We start from the raw sequence: 17,882 nt of genomic DNA on the forward strand, positions 1-17,882 counted from the left end.
GGGTTCCTGAAGATTGATTACATTTCTGTAAGCTTGTCCGAATCATCTCAGTATGAAGGCGTGCCCGATCATTCAAGGCTTTTCAATCACTGCTTCTGGATGCTCACGATTTTCGCGGAGCTTCCCTCCATGCGGAACCCAAATTTCACCTTGTCGCCTACGTTCAAGCCCTTCAGCTGTGCAGGCTCAGATTGGAAGCCCATGGTCATCGCCGGCCATTTGAGCTCTGCTACCGGGCCGTGCGCTAAGGTGATTTTCCCGCTTTGAAGATCCAGCGCCTTTATTGTCCCCTCAGCATGCGCAGTGGGAGCCGCCTGGCTCCCTTGGCCCCCCTCGGCGGAGGCTGGCATTTTCTTCATGTCCATACCATCCATGTCCTGGGCATGCACACTGGTGGCAAAAGCGGTGACCAGGCCTGCGATGACAATTAGCTTTTTCATTGGATTTCTCCTGAGAGGTTGGGGGTAGTTACAGCAAGTTCGCGGCGACGGATCAGCCAGTACGCCGCAGGGATTACAAAAAGGGAAAGCAAGGGGGCGGTGAGCATGCCGCCCACCATGGGAACCGCGATGCGGCTCATGACCTCGCTGCCGGTACCGCTGCTCCAGAGGATGGGCAGCAAGCCTGCAACGATGACCGCCACAGTCATTGCCTTGGGCCTGATGCGTTGCACCGCGCCCTCACGGATCGCGTCGAGCAGCGCTGTTCGTGTGGTTTCGCCTTTGGCTTGACGCTCAGCCCAAGCGTTATTCAGGTAGATGAGCATGATCACTCCGAACTCCGCCGCTACGCCGGCCAGGGCAATGAAACCAACGCCTGTGGCCACCGACAGGTTGTAGCCCAGCAGGTACAGCAGCCAAACGCCTCCGGTCAGCGCGAACGGTAGTGTGCCCATGATGAGCAACGCCTCACCGAGGCGCCCAAAGGTCAGGTAGAGCAGCACGAAGATGATGGCCAGCGTCGCCGGCACCACCCAGGCCAGACGGGCATTCGCCCGCTCCAGGTATTCGAACTGGCCGGAGTAGCTCAAGCTCATGCCTGGATCGAGCTTCACCTCGCTGTTGATCGCCTGACGAAGGTCTGCCACAACAGACGATAGATCCCGGCCGCGCACATCGATGTACACCCAACCCGAGGGGCGAGCATTCTCGCTCTTAAGCATGGGCGGGCCATCAGCGATACGTATGCGGGCCACGCTGCCGAGCGTCAGCTGACCGCCCTGCGAGGTGTAGATCGGCAGCTGACGCAACGCCTCCACGGAATCACGCCATTCGCGTGGATAGCGCACGCTGATGGGATAGCGGGCCAAGCCTTCAACCGTTTCTCCAATGGTTTCGCCACCAATGGCGCCAGCCACGAGGGCCTGTACGTCGGTGATGTTCAGACCGTAACGGGCAGCGGCATGGCGATCGATATCCAGATCAATGTAGCGGCCACCAGTCAAACGCTCCGCCAGCGCCGAAGTCACTCCAGGAACCTTTTTCGCTGCCCGCTCCACAGCGAGGGTAGCCCGGTCTATCTGGTCTAGGTCGCTGCCGGCCACCTTGACGCCTATTGGGCTCTTGATACCGGTGGCCAGCATATCGATGCGGTTGCGGATGGGCGGGATCCAGATGTTGGTCAGCCCAGGCACACGCACAGTGCGATCAAGCTCCTCGATGAGCTTCTCCGTGGTCATTCCTGGACGCCACTCACTCTTGGGCTTGAGCCGAACGATGGTCTCGAACATCTCCAGCGGTGCCGGGTCGGTAGCGGACTCGGCGCGGCCGGCTTTACCAAAGACACTGGCCACCTCGGGAACAGTTCGAATCAGACGATCCGTTCGCTGCAACAGCTCTGAAGCTTTCTGCGCCGAGAGTCCAGGCAAGGCTGAAGGCATGTAAAGCAGATCACCTTCATCGAGCGGAGGAAGGAACTCGCCCCCAAGATGATTCAAGGGCCACAGACTGCTGAGCAGGATGAGCAATGCTCCAGCGAGGGTAACCAGAGGCCGGCGCAGGACGACCTCTAATGCCGGACGGTACAGCCGGATGAGGCCCCGGTTGAGCGGGTTGCGCTGTTCCGCAGGCAGTGGCCCTCTGATCCAGTACCCCATCAGCACCGGAATCAGGGTCACCGATAGCGCAGCCGCCGCTGCCATTGCGTAGGTCTTGGTAAAGGCCAGGGGTGCGAAGAGACGCCCTTCCTGGGCTTGCAGCGTGAACACCGGGATGAACGATAGCGTGATGATCATCAGGCTGAAGAATAGTGCCGGTCCTACCTCGACGGCCGCCTCTGTCATTACCCTCCAATGCGCTTCGCCTCGCAAGGGTTGACCAGGATGCCGGGCATGCCAAGCCTCAACACGTTTGTGGGCGTTCTCGATCATGACCACGGCAGCGTCCACCATTGCACCGATGGCAATAGCGATTCCGCCAAGGGACATGATGTTGGCATTGATACCCTGATGACGCATGACAATCAGCGCAATCAAGATTCCCACGGGAAGCGACACGATAGCCACCAACGACGAGCGCAGGTGCCAGAGAAACGCTGCGCATACCAACGCCACTACTACGAATTCCTCGATCAGCTTGTGACTGAGGTTCTCCACGGCACGGTCGATCAACTGGCTGCGGTCGTAGACGGTGACAAGCTCCACCCCGGCTGGCAGGCCTTTCTTCAGGGTTTCTAGCTTGGCCTTGACGTGCCCGATGGCCTCACGAGCATTCTTCCCGCTGCGCAGGATCACCACCCCTCCTACGGCTTCGCCGAGGCCGTCCAGTTCGCCTATGCCTCTGCGGGCTTCCGGACCTATCTGCACCGTAGCGACGTCGCCTAATGTCACCGGCACGCCCTTGGTAGCCAGTCGCAGCGGTATCGCTCTGAAATCATCCAGCGATCGCAGGTAGCCGGCCGCACGTACCATGAACTCCGCTTCGCCCTGCTCCAGTACACCGCCACCGGTCTCCTGGTTGGCCTTGCCTATAGCCTCAACCACCTCAGCCTGGGTGATACCGAGGCTGGCCATGCGCAGCGGATCGAGGACGACTTGGTACTGCTTGACCATACCGCCGATGGTGGCTACCTCAGCGACATCCGGCAGGGTCTTGAGCTCATAGCGCAGGAACCAGTCCTGCAGGCTGCGCAGTTGCGACAGGTCATGGCCGCCGTTGCGATCGACCAACGCATACTGATAAATCCAGCCCACTCCGGTGGCATCCGGGCCCAGTACCGGCTTGGCTGCCTCAGGTAATCGCGATTGCGCCTGGCTCAGGTACTCAAGCACCCGTGAGCGCGCCCAATACAGATCGGTGCCGTCCTCGAACAGCACGTAGACGAAGCTGTCACCGAAGGCGGAGAAACCGCGTACCGTTTTGGCCCCCGGAACCGAGAGCATGGTTGTGGTCAGCGGATAGGTCACCTGATTCTCAACGATTTGGGGAGCCTGGCCTGGGTAGGACGTGCGGATGATCACCTGCACGTCCGACAGGTCGGGCAAGGCGTCGATTGGCAGGCTACGCACCGAGACGAAGCCCCATGCCACCAGAAACAGCGTGGCGAGGAGCACCAGCACACGGTTGCCTACCGACCAGCGGATCAGTTTGGCAATCATGGTTGGCCCTCCACCACGTTGATCTGCTCAACTACCATGCCCTCGTCGCGTTCGCGTATGCCAAAGCGAATCTGCGCACCGACCTTGAGGCCATCAAGGAGAGACTGATCAACCACAGGAAAGGTCATGGTCATCCCTGGCATGCCCAGGGTGATGAAAGGACCGTGGGCAACGGTGAGCTGGGTGCCGTCTATCTGCACGACACGGCCATCCGCTTCATGCAGGGCTGGCCCCGCATTAGGCTGACTATCCTGCGCCGTCGCCGCCTCGATGCCTTTCAAATTAGCGTCGGAGTCCAACAGGAATTGCCCGGACGCGACGATGCGCTGTCCTGGCTGAAGGCCCTGCAACACCGCAACTTTCCCTCTGCTCTCCTGGCCCAACACGACTTCCACCGGCCGGAAGCGACCACCGTCTTCAGCCAGCATCAACAGGTCTCGCTTGCCGGTGCGGATGACCGCCTCGGCAGGCACCAAGAGGCTTTGCTCGGAAGACTCGCCGGGATGGAGAGCCACTTGAGCGGTCATCCCAGGACGAAGCCGTCCATCCGGGTTGGGCAACTCGATACGCAGGCGCAACGTGCGGCTCTGCAAATCGGCATCGGCGAGCAACGCGGTCAACTTGCCCGGTATGGGATCGCCTGGGAACGCTGGCAATTGCGCCCGCACAGGCTGGCCTTCGCGAAGACCTTGAGCCTGGGCTTCCGGCACAGCCGCTTCCAGCCAGACGTTGGCCACTCCATTGATCCTCGCCAAGGTAGCCCCCGGCGTCAACGTCATTCCGGGTCGCAAATCGAGAACCTGGATGACTCCGGCCGTGGGTGCGGAGAGTGTGACCGAGAGCTGCACCTTCCCAGTGCTCGCGACCCGGTTGATCAGGTCGGCCGGCATGCCGGCGAGCACAAGCCGCTGTCGTGCCGCCGCCGTCAGCTGCGTGTCGCCGGAATGCCGCAGCGCCAGGTATTCCTCCTGCAAACCAGCCCACTCCGGGGTTAGCACATCGGCTAGAGGAGCCCCTTTGGCAACGATGTCGCCCGTCGCTCGACCATAGACGCGCTCGACGTAGCCGCCAGTCCGGGCCTGCAATACGCTGAAGTCGCGTTCGTCGAACGTTAGAACGCCGCTCACACTCAGGGTCCGTTCTAGCCGGCCAGCCGTCACCGTCGCCAATCGAATCCCAAGGTTTTGCTGGAGCCCAGCCGAGACCTGAACCGCAGGCTGCTCCTCGCCAGCCGTGTCATCCGAATACTTGGGCACGAGCGGCATGTCCATGAACGGCGATTTTCCGGGCGCCGGGAAGTGCTGCTGGGGATACATCGGGTCATACCAGTACAGCGCTTTTTTTTCCTCACCTACTGGCTGGGATGAGGAATACGCACCTCTTCCACCTAGCCAGAAGCCCGCGCCTATCCCAATAGCAAGGGCAGCAGCCACGAGCAAACCAATCGACCTATTCCTCATGCCCGCACCTCTCCATAAACGAAATGCAGACGCGCTGCTGTTGCCGCCAACTGTCCTTGCAGGTCCACATCCTGTAGCAGCGCTTCCACACGCTGCCGGCGTGCCGACAGCACTTCACTCAACGGCGAATTACCGGCGCGGTAGTCCGCCAGAGCGAGGCGTACCCGGTCCTCGGCCAGGGGCAAAAGTGTTTCGCGACTGCGCCGTACAGCCCGTTGCAAGCGTTGGTACTCGGCAAGGTCTGTTTCAAGCTGAGCTTGATGCTCGCGCAGGGCAGCGTCCTGCTCATTTTCCAATTGGCGAACTTGTGCGCGTCGTGCCGCAATCATTGGGTCTTGCCGGGAGCTGGTGAACAACGGCAACTGGAAGCTGACTTGCAGGCTGACCATGTTGCTGAAGTCCGGACCACGGCGCTGATAATCCACCCCCCAGGACCAATCCGATTTCTTTTCCGCCTGAGCCTGGTGTACCTGGGCTTGAGCCTCGCGTGTCATGGCGTTGTAGGTATTGAGCTCCGGATGGGCATGGACGGAGTGCAAGTATTCAGCTGCATCTACAGGCCAGACAGGGAACGTCGGCGCGCCCACTTCGGCGTCCTGCCCAATCCAGCGCTTCAGCGCGGCTCGCGCCTGAGCTGACTGACTCAACAGAACGTCTTTCTGCTCGTCCAACTGTGCCAATTCCTGTTTGGGAGCCAACGTATCGGCCGTTGAGCCTGCGCCTCCGGCCAGGCTGGCCCGCACCGTGGAAGCCAGCAGCTGGTTTTCTTTGTAGAAGGCGTCGAACTGTTCAAGCTTTCGCTGCACGGTGTATGCAGCCACCCAAGCCTGTGCGGTTGCCGCCCGAACTTTCAGCCGTTCGAACAGCGCCTCGGCATCGGCTCGCTCGACCGTGGCCTGCGCTGTCTCTATGCGAGCTTTGCGTTTGTCCCGGTTCGGTACTTCTTGGGACAGGCCAACCACCTGCATGGTCATGAAGTCTCTGTTCATGCTCCAGCGGTCGGTGCCTTCAATCGGCAGGTTCTGTACCCCGAGATTCAGGCGCGGATCGGGTAGTTCGCCCGCTGGAATGACTGCGCTGCGCGCAGCTGATGCCTGCTCCTGGCGGGCCTGTAGAGAGGGAGCGTTGCGTTCAGCCAGTTGCAGCGCCTCATCCAGCGACAGCGTTGCAGCCTGTGCCGAGACAGCCGGCAGCAGTATGAACAGGACGGCCGTGGTTATCCGTCCCTGAAAACGTTGGGGAGTCATGAAAATGATTCCTCGAAAGATCAGCGCCCAGGCGCGTGCCATCGCCCCGCTGCTAGGCGGAACGACGGTGTGAAATTAAGAGGGAATCAGACGCGGGGAGGCCGCCATGGATCGGGGGGAGAGCCTGTCGCTATGCCTACCGCGTAGGTATCGGCAGGTCGTGGCTTGGCAAAGGTCAGCCCAGGCGTCAGGAAGCTGAGCTGCACTGTGCTAGCAGTCCTGCACTCCTGGCCGACCTTGCAGGATTTGGCGTGATCGCCGGCCTTGCCCAGGTCTTGGTCCTGGCAGCAGTCATGATCCATACCCGCCATCATTTCCATGCCCATGGTCTGCATTGGGCAAGGTTCAGTCGCCGAATCGATGCCCGCCATCCCGTTAAGCGGAAGCGCCACGATAAGCATCAGGATGGTGAGCAGTCGAATGAACCGATTCATGATGGGCGAGTATAGATTACCGGGATGAGTTCAGCATTAAGGGGTTGGGGCTGCACTAACCCACCGCTTAGAGGCTGGGAGACTGATGAAGAAGGTTGTGACACCCTCCGCTGAAGTACACCAGATTCGTCCGCTATGAGCCTCGATGATAGAGCGGGTTATCGACAGACCCAGGCCTGCATTGCTTGGGCCGCCTTCGCGCCTGGCTGGATCGGCTCGATAGAATCGGTCGAAGATCTTGCCAATGTGCTGGGAATCGATGATTACCCCGCTGTTACGCACGGAAAGCGTCACGCTTTCAGGCGTCTGCTCGATTCGCACTGATATCTCGTTACCTTCCGGGGTGTAGCGCAACGCGTTGGATAGAAGGTTGGAAAGCGCTCGGTCAATCATCAGGCGATCGCCACGAACCTTACCCTGCCCGTGTAGGGTCAGCTGGATGCCTTGATCCTCAGCCAGGAACTGGTAGTACTCGAACAGCTTGGAAACGAGGTCGGAGAGCTCCACATCAATCTGCTCAGGGACGATCAGACCGTTATCCGCCTTGGCGAGGAACAGCATGTCGTCGATCATGCGCGACATACGCTTGAGGTCTTCCAGGTTCGAATAGAGGTTCTCCTCATAGGCATCCAGGTCACGCTTCTTGGTGAGCACCACTTCAGTATGGGTCAGAAGGTTGCTGACTGGCGTTCTCAACTCGTGAGCGATATCGGCAGAGAAGTTGGACAACCGAACGAATGCATCCTCCAACCGTCCCAGCATCCCGTTGAAAGACAGGATGAGCTCCTGAAGCTCTAGCGGCACGGGCTCCAGGGGAATGCGCTCGCGGAGCGATCTTGCCGACATCCCGGTGGCCACTTTGGTGATTTGCCCAACAGGCCGAAGCCCACTCTTGGCCACGACCCAACCCAAGCCTGCGCTTACAATCGCGCTGATCACCAGGCCAATTCCGAACCACCATTGCAGGGTGACAAAGAAATGGGCGTGAGTGGTGACATCGAGCATCAGCACGGCCGTCACCGGTTCCGGCTCGCCTGCAATGGTCAGCTGGGCGGTAATGCCGCGAAAGTTCTGCGATTCATCCTGCCATTCCCAGACCGCACCCCGGTGCGCCTGCTCGAACCGCTGGGGAATTTGGGAGGCTTTGGGGTCTGAAAACAGGACCGTACCGTCAGCCTTGGTGATTTTCGCCGACAAATCCTGATGTGCGCCGAGCAATGCCCGCAGCTGCTGCTCCTGATCGTGGAGCCCGCCTCGCGCTGCTGAGATGGACAGGATATGACGCGTTGACTCCAGCTTTTCGGAAAGCGCCTGCTCATCCAGCATCCGGAAATGGTGCTGGCTGAGCCCGTAGAAAGCCACCCCGGCAACCACCAGGACAGCAGTCACTGCGAACATGAACATCAGGGTCAGTCGCTTGACGAGCGATGATTGCGGGCGCATCACTCGGGCACATCCATCATGTAGCCCATGCCTCGGGCGGTATGGATGAGCTTTGGCGCGAAGTCGTCATCTATTTTGGCCCGCAGTCGGCGAATCGCTACCTCAATCACGTTGGTGTCACTGTCGAAGTTCATGTCCCAGACCTGAGAAGCGATCAGCGACTTGGGGAGCACCTCGCCGCGTCGGCGCATGAGCAGCTCCAGCAGGGAAAACTCCTTTGCGGTAAGGTCGATCCGCTTGCCGTTTCGCGTAGCTCGACGCTTGAGCAGGTCTACCTCAAGGTCTGCCATCTTCATGGTGGTTTGAGCAGCACCACCGTTGCCTCTGCGCAACAACGTGCGAACCCGAGCCAGCAGCTCCGAGAACGCAAAGGGCTTCACCAGGTAGTCATCAGCGCCCAGTTCCAAACCTTTCACGCGGTCGTCTACGCCGTCTCGGGCCGTCAAGAAAAGAACCGGCACATCCTGACCCGCCGCACGGATCTTGCGCAGGACATCCCAGCCATCGAGCCCCGGCATCATCACGTCGAGTATCAGCAAGTCATACGCTTCGCTCTGTGCCTGTTGCAGGGCGTCAGTGCCTGTCATCACCCGGTCAACGGTGAAGCCAGCTTCTGTCAGACCTTGCTGGAGGTAGACACCGGTTTTTGGCTCATCTTCGGCTACGAGTAATTTCATCTGCTCTCATCCACGCGGGGTGCATCTCCAGTTTGCAGGAAAAAAGACGCCCAACCAGAAGCTGACGGAAAAGTAATGTCGAGATCAGTTTTCTGACAGCACCGCGAAGCTAACTTGACCCTGTACCTGACGCCATGAGGCGCAGAACCCACTGAGGATCTCCAGATGAACATGGTCAAAGCAATTGTGATGGTCGTTACCTTCGGCATGGCAGGCATCGCCCTGGCAGAGGGCGGCGCGGACCGGACCTTTGCGCGGATGGAAGCGGCTCGCCAAAGCTCCATGCAGGCATTCCAAGTTGCGCAGGAGAAGAAAGAGCAGGCGCCAGTTGCCGCCCAGTCCAGCAAGCATGCCGGCCACGAAAGCTGCTGATCCCAGCTTACAGAAATGTAATCACCCCGGAATCTGAACTATGGCAGTTTCAGACTACGGCCTCTCATCAGCCTCGCGCAGTGACGAAAGTCTACGAGACTGGTGAGAGCTCCAATGAACCCAAGGGCTGCCCCATCGAGCAGCCTGGATATCAGCGATCTACCTGACTGGACGCAACGGCATGCAAAGCAAAACCACGAGACGATCTTTCGTCAAAGGCCTGGCCGCTACCGGACTTCTGGGTGGGCTCGGCATGTGGCGCGCGCCGGTCTGGGCCGTGACCAGCCCTGGCCAACCGAACGTGCTGAGCGGCACGGACTTCGATCTGTATATCGGCGAACTCCCCGTCAATATCACGGGTGCAGCTCGCACGGCCATGGCCATCAACGGTTCGGTGCCAGGGCCGATCCTGCGATGGCGCGAAGGCGACACCGTGACACTGCGCGTACGCAACCGGCTGAAACAAGACACCTCCATTCACTGGCACGGCATCATCCTGCCCGCCAACATGGACGGTGTGCCGGGCTTGAGCTTCCACGGCATCGCTCCCGATGGCATGTACGAATACAAGTTCAAGGTCCACCAGAACGGCACCTACTGGTATCACAGCCACTCAGGCTTCCAGGAACAGTCCGGGGTCTATGGGGCGTTGGTGATCGATGCCAAGGATCCGGAGCCGTTTGTGTACGACCGTGATTACGTCGTCATGCTCAGCGATTGGACGGATGAAGACCCGGCGCGGGTGCTCTCCAAACTCAAGAAGCAATCTGACTACTACAACTTCCACAAGCGCACTGTTAGCGACTTCGTTGACGATGTGAGCGAGAAAGGCTGGTCGGCCGCTGTAGCGGATCGGAAGATGTGGGCTGAAATGAAGATGAGCCCCACCGACCTCGCTGACGTGAGCGGGTATACCTACACCTACCTCATGAACGGCCAGGCTCCGAACGGCAACTGGACGGGTATCTTCAAGCCCGGCGAGAAGATCCGCCTGCGCTTTATCAACGGCTCGGCCATGACCTATTTCGATGTCCGGATTCCTGGGCTCAAGATGACGGTTGTGGCTGCCGACGGCCAGTACGTCAAACCCGTATCGGTCGATGAGTTCCGGATCGCCGTTGCCGAAACCTACGATGTCATCGTCGAACCTGAAAACGAGCAGGCCTATACAATCTTCGCGCAATCCATGGACCGTACCGGGTACTCCCGAGGCACCCTGGCAGTTCGTGAAGGCTTGCAAGCGCCCGTGCCGGAGGTAGATCCACGCCCGATCATCGCCATGAGCGATATGGGCATGGACCACGGCAGCATGGGCGGAATGGATCACGGCGGCATGGCTGGCATGGACCAGGGGAACATGGCCGGGATGGATCACAGCAAGATGGCTGGGATGGACCATGGCAGCATGGCCGGCATGGACCACAGCAAGATGGCTGGAATGGACCATAGCAGCATGGCCGGCATGGACCACAGCAAGATGGCTGGAATGGACCATAGCAACATGGCCGGCATGGATCACAGCACGATGGCTGGGATGAGTCATGAGGGCATGGCCGGCATGAGCGGTGCAATGCAGAGCCATCCGGCTTCCGAGACAAACAACCCGTTGGTCGATATGCAGACCATGTCGCCGACCCCGAAGCTGAACGATCCGGGAATTGGCCTGCGCAACAACGGGCGCCGAGTGCTGACCTACGCCGATTTGCGGAGCACCTTCATCGATCCCGATGGTCGAGAGCCTGGACGCACAATCGAACTGCACCTTACCGGCCACATGGAGAAGTTCGCGTGGTCGTTCGACGGTATCAAATTCTCTGATGCTGAACCGCTGCGGTTGAAATATGGCGAGCGTCTTCGCATCACCTTGGTCAACGACACCATGATGACTCACCCCATCCATCTCCACGGTATGTGGAGTGATCTGGAGGACGAGAACGGCAACTTCATGGTTCGCAAGCACACCATCGACATGCCACCTGGCTCAAAACGAAGCTATCGCGTCACCGCAGATGCCTTGGGACGTTGGGCCTATCACTGTCACCTACTGTTCCACATGGAAATGGGCATGTTCCGAGAAGTCCGTGTGGACGAATGAGCTGGAGATTTGAGATGAGCAAACCAATGAAACGAAGCGCCTTTTTCCTCTCTGCTGCGATGGTCGGCATGTTGGCTGTTTATGCCCCGTCGTCGTGGTCCAGCGACAACCATGATCAGCATTCCCAGAAATCTACCGAGGCCGGTAAAGCCAAAGGTTCGCAGGACAAGCAGGGTCAGGGGATGAACCATGAAGGCATGGACCATGGGTCCATGGAAAGTATGGACCACGGCTCGATGAAGGGGATGGACCATGGCTCGATGGAAGGCATGGACCACGACAAAATGATGGAATCGCATGGCAGCGACAAAGCTAAGGCAGGGAAAGATGGTCAATAGCCTTGGGCGGCCTTCGCTGCTGGCCCTGACTGTTTCAATCGGCATGCTGGGCGTAACGCCCAGCTTCGCCGCTGAAGAAATGGATCACTCGGGCATGGATCATTCGAAAATGGGGCACGGTTCCATGCAAATGGATGCTGTTCCGTCCGAATCGATGCCGGCGATGGATCACAGCAAGATGGGGGTGAGCAAACAGCAGAAACAGCCTGCCCCTGTTGATCACAGCCAGATGGAGCATGCTCAAAGCCAGAGCAAATCCAGCCCGGTGGACCATAGCAAGATGGACCACAGCAAAATGGGCCATGGAAACATGAAGGGCATGGATCACGGTTCGATGAAGGGCATGGACCATTCCCAGATGAATCATGGTTCAGCGATTTCTCCGACCACAACGAGTCGCACGCCGATTCCAGTGCTCACTGATGCCGACCGCGAGGCAGCCTTTCCGCCTTTGGGTGGCCACCAGGTGCACGACAGCGGAATCAACAGCTTCTTCCTGTTGGACCAGCTCGAATACCAAGACGCCGATGAGGGCAGCACCCTGGCCTGGGACGCATCAGGCTGGGTAGGCGGCGACATCAATCGACTCTGGGTTCGCTCGGAAGGCGAGCGCACCAATGGGGTAACCGAAGACGCTGAGCTGCAACTGCTATACGGGCGCTCGGTCAGTCCTTGGTGGGACGTGGTCGCCGGAGTCCGTCAGGATTTCAAACCGGAATCACCGCAGACCTGGGCAGCCTTTGGTATTCAGGGCATGGCCTTGTATGACTTCGAGGCCGAAGCTACGGCGTTCATCGGCGAGAACGGCCAGACTGCTGCGCGTCTTGAAGGCGAATACGACATCCTGCTGACCAATCGCTTGATTTTGCAGCCCACGGCCGAGGCGAACTTCTATGGCAAGAACGATCCTGAGCGCGGTGTTGGATCGGGTCTGGCCAATACCGAAGTCGGGCTGCGTCTACGGTATGAAATCGTCCGCCAGTTTGCCCCGTACATAGGCGTTACCTGGAGCCGCTCCTACGGCAACACCGCTGACTTCATCCGAGACGAGGGTGGAGATGTTGATGAGGCACGCTTCGTTGCCGGTATCAGGATGTGGTTCTGAGAATTCCAACATGAAAAGAACAATTACAACGCTGCTTGTGGCCGGTGCTGTCGGAAGTGCTGCGGTATTGGGCACCGCGTATTTCGGCTTGGTGAATGTCGGCGCCGATGATCCTCACTTCCCGGCTGTCCATTCGTTTCTCGCCATGGCTCGCGACCGGTCGATTGAGGTTCGAGCGCGAGACATTGAAGTGCCTGACCTGAAGAACGCTGCGTTGATCAAGGCAGGCGCAGGCAACTACAACGCCATGTGCATTGGGTGCCACCTCGCCCCTGGCGTTGGAAAGACAGAACTTAGCCAAGCGCTATACCCGTCGCCACCTGACCTCACCAAGGTGGGTGTCGGAGGCGAACCGGCTGCCGCATTCTGGACGATCAAGCACGGCATCAAAGCCACCGGCATGCCCGCTTGGGGCAAGAGCATGGGTGATGAGTACATCTGGGGAATAGTCGCGTTCCTGGATCAACTTCCCGAAATGAATCCCGAGCAGTACAAGGCTTTGGTGGCCACGAGCGGTGGCCATCAGCACGGCGGCGGCGAAAGCGATATGCATAACCATGAGGGCCAGCACGGCGGGAGCGGGCATGCCGAGCATGGCGATCACGACGAAGCGGCAGACAACGATCATGCCCAGGCAGCTCACGACCATGGAGCTCCACCCGCAGGCGCCACCCAAGCGGCAGATCATCACGGTGACCACAATGCGGCCGAAGCCCATTCGGACGCCCACCCGAAATCGTCGACAAAGACGCATGTTCACAAAGACGGTAAGGAGCACACTCATGCCAACTAACCGGATACTCGTTCGTCTAGCCGCTATCGCTGGGCTGCTGGTGACCTCAGCGGCCTACGCTGCCGAGCCTTTGTCCATCGACGTTCACCGAGACGCGAACTGCGGTTGCTGCAAGAAATGGATCGCGCACTTGGAAGCCAATAGTTTCAAAGTGACCGACCATATTGAGACGGACATGAGCGCAGTGAAACAGAAGCTGGGCGTAGCGCCACGGTTAGCGTCCTGCCACACAGCCGTGATTGATGGAAAGTTTGTTGAAGGTCACGTGCCAGCTGAGCAGATTCGAGAACTCAAGGAGCGGAACGATCTGGTCGGGATCGCCGTGCCAGGAATGCCAGCTGGATCCCCAGGCATGGAGGTTGATGGCGTAAGCCATGCCTACCAAGTCATTGGGTTAACCAAAAGCGGCGCGGACCTAGTAGTCGCCAACTATCCAGCCAAATAACGCACCGACCAGAAGGACGGCAGTAGGCTGACTGCCGTCCCATGTATCCCCGCTAGAAAGCTTCATCAGCTCAACACGACGACACAGAGGGCCTGCAACGCGTAGCTAATCAGATTCGCGGCGCTCGCGGACTGGCTTGAGTACGATATCGCCGTTGATGAGCTCTATGGAGAGTCTGTCGCCCGTCGTGACCCCGAGCTCGCGCAGAATGTCGTCAGGTAATTCCACAATCACATCGCCGGAGCCGTCGCCGGGATCCAGGCACTTTACCGTGGTGCGCGCTGATTCAGTCATTGGGCTCTCCTGCCAGAGCTACCAGTCCCCATCATACTCCAGCAGCCATGCAAGCGGTGATTTGCTCAAGCAGCTTTGCAAATGCCATTTTGTTGGAGTGTTCAGTACGCCGGAAGCCCCTTGCGACTGAGCTAGATCCCATCGACGAACATCGAAAGGGGCCGCAACCCCAAACGGTGCGTAGCTCGTCCGCTTCAATCGGACGGCAAGTTCGTGCCGAAGCTGCGTTCAATCTTTCTGCGGTGCAGCCCGGTTAGGCAATCCCTAGCAGCAGCTATGCCTGAATTGCTCGCTCTTGGTGATGACGCTCAGTGGCAGCCGCACATGGATGAGGTTTGTCGGGACAGGGCGATATCATATGGCCAGTTTACGCTCTGGTCGCTACAGTATCAGCAGTACAATAAGGACGTGCCTGTATGAGAAGGAAAGCTCGCATACTAATCCTATGCAAAACATACCCGTCACCCAGCGCTGCCTATACAGAGACTTCGTGCGTTGCGGGGATGGACGAGGCAGGCAATCTGATCCGTCTTTACCCTGTACCGTTCCGCCTGGTCACTGATGATCAACGATTTTCAAAGTGGCAGTGGATCGAAGCCTCCATCGAAAAAAGCTCCAACGATCACCGACCTGAAAGCCATAAGATTGGCGTGGATACGATTCAGCCCCAAGACATTATTCCAACCTCGAAAGCGTGGATTCGAAGGAGGGAAATGCTTAGCAAGCTGCCCATCTACGACAGTTTTGAGGCTCTGGAGCAGGCTCGACAGAATTCCAATGTCACGCTCGGCTTGATCAAGCCTGAGCGAATTATTGGATTAGAGATCCGTAAAGCCGCGTCAGAAAGCTGGACTGATGAGGAGCTTGAAAAACTGGAGAGACTGCAGCGCCAGCCCGGTTTATTCGATCAGGACGATGTCAAAGCCAGCATCAAGCGCCTAGAGAAGGTGCCCTTCGATTTCTACTACAGCTATGAGTCAGTACTTGATGGTGAGGTAAAGATTTATAAGCACAAGATCGTAGACTGGGAGGCAAGCCAGCTGTACAGAAACATGCGCCGAGCTCATGGGCCTAACGGCTGGGAAGCGCCGTTTCGACAGAAGCTGGAGGTCGAGTTACCAGGAAAAGATCTTATGCTTCTAATGGGAACGATTCATCGATTTCCGCAACAGTGGCTTATCATCAGTCTCATCTATCCACCTAAGCAACCGCCCGAAGCAAATCAGCAAATTTCTCTATTTTGAGAGGCAGATGCCGCGTATCCAGGGATGAATCCAATTCACTCGCAGCCTCGGCGATAAGGCTGCGGTGACAAAAATTCGCGTCAGCTTCGTAGCAAACCATACAAATGCGCTGGCTTGAGGCATCAGCTGTCAGGTTCTCCAGAAGGTCCATCCGGGTACGGATGTAAGCCCTGAAGTCGCGCGCATAGACCCCCCAATCGCCATCGACCTTATAGCGGTTTCGAATCGGTTTTGGGCAACCCAAGGGAGGGGAATGCTCGTAGGCAATTCCTGCATCCGCCAAGCACTGGGCGAAAGCCTTCTTGGAGAAACCAGGCTTTCTGGACAGAGGGTACTCGCGAACGTCCAGAACCTTGTCGATCTGAGCTTGCTTAAGACGAGCGATGAAGGCGTCGATAGACAACCCTTCATAGCCTGCGGTGTAGATCGCCATGTGAAATCTCCCAGCGGCTTCCTGCGGCTGTTCTGCAAATAAATGAGAGACTATACCATTCTAGCCATGCTGTACCCCATGGGCATTGGATGGATGGCCATCTCCAAGAGGTAGCGACGAGCGGATGGTAGGGGCCAGAAATCATCTCGGTCCGCGTTAGGTGGAAGCGCCTTCGCCGAGAGGCTATTGAGGTTTAGGACTTCGAATAGAGCATCGCAGCAGCCAAACCAGTGCATTCCTCAAGAAGCGCCGCTATCACGGATCGGAGCTTACTCGCGTCATACACACCTGATTCAACATCCTCCTGAGTGGTTTCATAAAACGCCTTTGCGTAGCTATCTTTGAAATCGAGGGCGCCCTGATAAATACCTAACGACTCCTTGTAATTCGTCCAGGTCACCTGCGCTGGGGGTCGCCCCTTAAGATTGAGATCGAGATAGCACTCGATAGCGGCCGCGCAGCCGTTGATGTCAGCGTTGGCAACACCACACGGGCCTTTCGCCGGAAACTCGCGCAGCTCGTCCAAGTCAGGAAGAACCATAGCTTTCATGTTCACTGGGAATTGAAAGCGTTTGAGTAGATTTTTATAGGTATCCACTCCTTCGGCGTCGTTATCGAACAGGAAGACCACGCGATTGTGAACATCAATTTTGACCAGTCCCTCGGCGAACTTGGACAGATTACCTGTACCGGAAAATGGGTGACGCTCCTCGATGTCAATGAATCGAAAAAAATCCTCGATGTCCGGGCGGAGCAGCGCCAGACCCCGCTTCAGAATGTGGGTATCAGAAGTGCCTTCAGTCGCTATCAAATAGGTCTGGGTCCGACGTGCGTTCCCAATGAAATCCTCATTTTTAGCCCATCCTGCATCCACAAAATTGCCGTAATCCCAGACGACATCTTCACCTAGATTAGCGGGGTTTTCGGCAAGGATTCGCAGAGTTGCATATGGGCTCAGAAATCCTAACATTGAGCCGAAATGGCTGCGCTCGGAGTAGCCTCCGATGTCTCGATCAAACACTCCCGTCGGGAGTAGAGATGCCGCTGGATCAGCCGCAAAGCGGCCCCGGCCCTGTGCATGATCGGAATCGTAGCTGGCGACATAGTCGCTTTTTAGGTCTCGCAATGCGTACGCTTTGATGAAGTCGATAAATTGATCGAAAGTCAAACGGTCGGATCGACGCTCACCTGGCAGGTATTCCTCGAACTGGTCTCTGTCGAGCACGACCTGATTTTCGTATTCCGACCTCACCGCCGCCAATGTGTATCCGAGCAGCTCCAACCGTGACACCATCGAACCAAGTGTCCGGCAAAAACACAGCTCCATTTGCTCCAGACTTTCAGGGCTATGAGCGTAGTCGTAGTCGATGCCCTCGTGCCGACGGTACTGGCGGTCGGACTCTTGATAGAGCATCCCGTGATCCATGCCCATATAGCCAGTGTTGTATGTGAGATCGAGGCTACCCACAGACAGCGTAATTGGTGTGCTCATAAGATCTTTGTACCTGGAGTTAACTGTCTAACGCCAATGCATGACGCGAATCTGGACATGCTTGTACTGGCACGTGATAGCACATTTCAGCGGCGTCGGAGATGCATCCGAGCTCAGGTGCTCTATCCTGGTGTACCTGCCCCTCGCTAACTCAGGCGTGTAAACCTGTTTTTTTCACTGTAAACCACTCTGGTTAACAGTGAAAAAAATAGGTTTACACGCCAGCAATCATAGGGCCCGCGAACGGAATTCTTCGCCACACCATCACTTGGGTTTGGGGTCCTTGTCTGTTGCCGCTGACCGAAAACTGACCCAGTAGAGGCTGTTCTGCCGACTGAAAACTGACCCAGGTGTTCAACTGCTTCTGCTCAATTTTTGAGCAGGAGAACACAGGGTGATCAGTATGGAAATGATG

Annotated in this window: 17 protein-coding genes; 7 read left to right on the forward strand and 10 right to left on the reverse strand. The window is 57.8% G+C overall.

Annotated features, from left to right (window positions below):
* Window positions 1–86: 86 nt before the first annotated feature.
* The 6 genes from L6D77_RS11685 to L6D77_RS11715 all read right to left on the reverse strand — a co-directional run bounded on the left by L6D77_RS11685 (window position 87) and on the right by L6D77_RS11715 (window position 8,856).
* Complete coding sequence (locus L6D77_RS11685; protein WP_060519755.1) at window positions 87–440, reverse strand: copper-binding protein; 354 nt, start codon at window positions 438–440, stop codon at window positions 87–89.
* Window positions 437–3,595, reverse strand: a complete 3,159-nt coding sequence (locus L6D77_RS11690) for an efflux RND transporter permease subunit (RefSeq protein ID WP_060519757.1) — start codon at window positions 3,593–3,595, stop codon at window positions 437–439. Before L6D77_RS11690 ends, L6D77_RS11685 begins: the two co-directional genes overlap by 4 nt.
* Entirely contained in the window at window positions 3,592–5,055 is a 1,464-nt protein-coding gene (locus L6D77_RS11695) for an efflux RND transporter periplasmic adaptor subunit (protein WP_101195989.1), read from the reverse strand. Before L6D77_RS11695 ends, L6D77_RS11690 begins: the two co-directional genes overlap by 4 nt.
* The gene (locus L6D77_RS11700) at window positions 5,052–6,302 is read right to left on the reverse strand and encodes a TolC family protein (RefSeq protein ID WP_060519761.1); all 1,251 of its coding nucleotides are present in this window, start codon (window positions 6,300–6,302) and stop codon (window positions 5,052–5,054) included. Before L6D77_RS11700 ends, L6D77_RS11695 begins: the two co-directional genes overlap by 4 nt.
* A gap of 470 nt (window positions 6,303–6,772) precedes the next feature.
* Window positions 6,773–8,179: a heavy metal sensor histidine kinase gene (locus L6D77_RS11710; RefSeq protein WP_060519764.1), complete on the reverse strand. Its 1,407-nt coding sequence runs from the start codon at window positions 8,177–8,179 to the stop codon at window positions 6,773–6,775.
* Window positions 8,179–8,856 carry a heavy metal response regulator transcription factor gene (locus L6D77_RS11715; protein WP_060519766.1) on the reverse strand — a complete coding sequence of 226 codons (678 nt, stop codon included), beginning with the start codon at window positions 8,854–8,856 and terminating at the stop codon, window positions 8,179–8,181. The genes L6D77_RS11710 and L6D77_RS11715 overlap by 1 nt, the downstream gene beginning before the upstream one ends.
* Before the next feature lie 165 nt (window positions 8,857–9,021).
* Here L6D77_RS11715 and L6D77_RS11720 point away from each other — a divergent pair, with 165 nt between their 5' ends.
* From L6D77_RS11720 to L6D77_RS11745, 6 genes are all read left to right on the forward strand, one after another.
* Window positions 9,022–9,228 (forward strand): co-regulatory protein PtrA N-terminal domain-containing protein, encoded by a 207-nt coding sequence (locus tag L6D77_RS11720; RefSeq protein ID WP_060519770.1) that lies wholly within the window; start codon window positions 9,022–9,024, stop codon window positions 9,226–9,228.
* Between the two features lie 181 nt (window positions 9,229–9,409).
* A complete protein-coding gene (locus L6D77_RS11725) occupies window positions 9,410–11,323 on the forward strand; it encodes a copper resistance system multicopper oxidase (RefSeq protein WP_060519772.1) in 1,914 nt (637 codons plus the stop codon).
* A 14-nt stretch (window positions 11,324–11,337) separates the two neighbouring features.
* Window positions 11,338–11,661, forward strand: coding sequence for a hypothetical protein (locus tag L6D77_RS11730; RefSeq protein ID WP_019470286.1), 324 nt, complete (start codon window positions 11,338–11,340; stop codon window positions 11,659–11,661).
* A complete protein-coding gene (locus L6D77_RS11735) occupies window positions 11,651–12,766 on the forward strand; it encodes a copper resistance protein B (protein WP_060519774.1) in 1,116 nt (371 codons plus the stop codon). Before L6D77_RS11730 ends, L6D77_RS11735 begins: the two co-directional genes overlap by 11 nt.
* Window positions 12,767–12,776: 10 nt before the next feature.
* On the forward strand, window positions 12,777–13,559 hold the full coding sequence (locus L6D77_RS11740) for a c-type cytochrome (protein WP_060519775.1): 783 nt from the start codon (window positions 12,777–12,779) through the stop codon (window positions 13,557–13,559).
* Window positions 13,549–14,004 carry a DUF411 domain-containing protein gene (locus L6D77_RS11745; RefSeq protein ID WP_060519778.1) on the forward strand — a complete coding sequence of 152 codons (456 nt, stop codon included), beginning with the start codon at window positions 13,549–13,551 and terminating at the stop codon, window positions 14,002–14,004. Before L6D77_RS11740 ends, L6D77_RS11745 begins: the two co-directional genes overlap by 11 nt.
* 105 nt (window positions 14,005–14,109) lie before the next feature.
* Here the strand turns inward: L6D77_RS11745 and L6D77_RS11750 are convergent, their stop codons facing one another.
* Window positions 14,110–14,298, reverse strand: a complete 189-nt coding sequence (locus L6D77_RS11750; RefSeq protein ID WP_060519780.1) for an AbrB/MazE/SpoVT family DNA-binding domain-containing protein — start codon at window positions 14,296–14,298, stop codon at window positions 14,110–14,112.
* Window positions 14,299–14,801: 503 nt separating this feature from the next.
* On the opposite strand from L6D77_RS11750, the gene L6D77_RS11755 reads away from it, so the two are divergent.
* Complete coding sequence (locus tag L6D77_RS11755; protein ID WP_197864294.1) at window positions 14,802–15,542, forward strand: hypothetical protein; 741 nt, start codon at window positions 14,802–14,804, stop codon at window positions 15,540–15,542.
* Here the strand turns inward: L6D77_RS11755 and L6D77_RS11760 are convergent.
* The 3 genes from L6D77_RS11760 to L6D77_RS11770 form a co-directional block, all read right to left on the reverse strand.
* Entirely contained in the window at window positions 15,499–15,975 is a 477-nt protein-coding gene (locus L6D77_RS11760; protein ID WP_060519784.1) for a DUF488 domain-containing protein, read from the reverse strand. The genes L6D77_RS11755 and L6D77_RS11760 overlap by 44 nt on opposite strands.
* A gap of 193 nt (window positions 15,976–16,168) precedes the next feature.
* Complete coding sequence (locus tag L6D77_RS11765) at window positions 16,169–17,467, reverse strand: HEPN/Toprim-associated domain-containing protein (RefSeq protein ID WP_060519785.1); 1,299 nt, start codon at window positions 17,465–17,467, stop codon at window positions 16,169–16,171.
* A 214-nt stretch (window positions 17,468–17,681) separates the two neighbouring features.
* Window positions 17,682–17,882: hypothetical protein (locus L6D77_RS11770; RefSeq protein ID WP_236170048.1), on the reverse strand; the 201-nt coding region annotated here is incomplete at its 5' end.

The organism is Pseudomonas parasichuanensis (assembly GCF_021601385.1).
In the GTDB taxonomy this organism is placed as follows: Bacteria; Pseudomonadota; Gammaproteobacteria; order Pseudomonadales; family Pseudomonadaceae; genus Aquipseudomonas; species Aquipseudomonas parasichuanensis.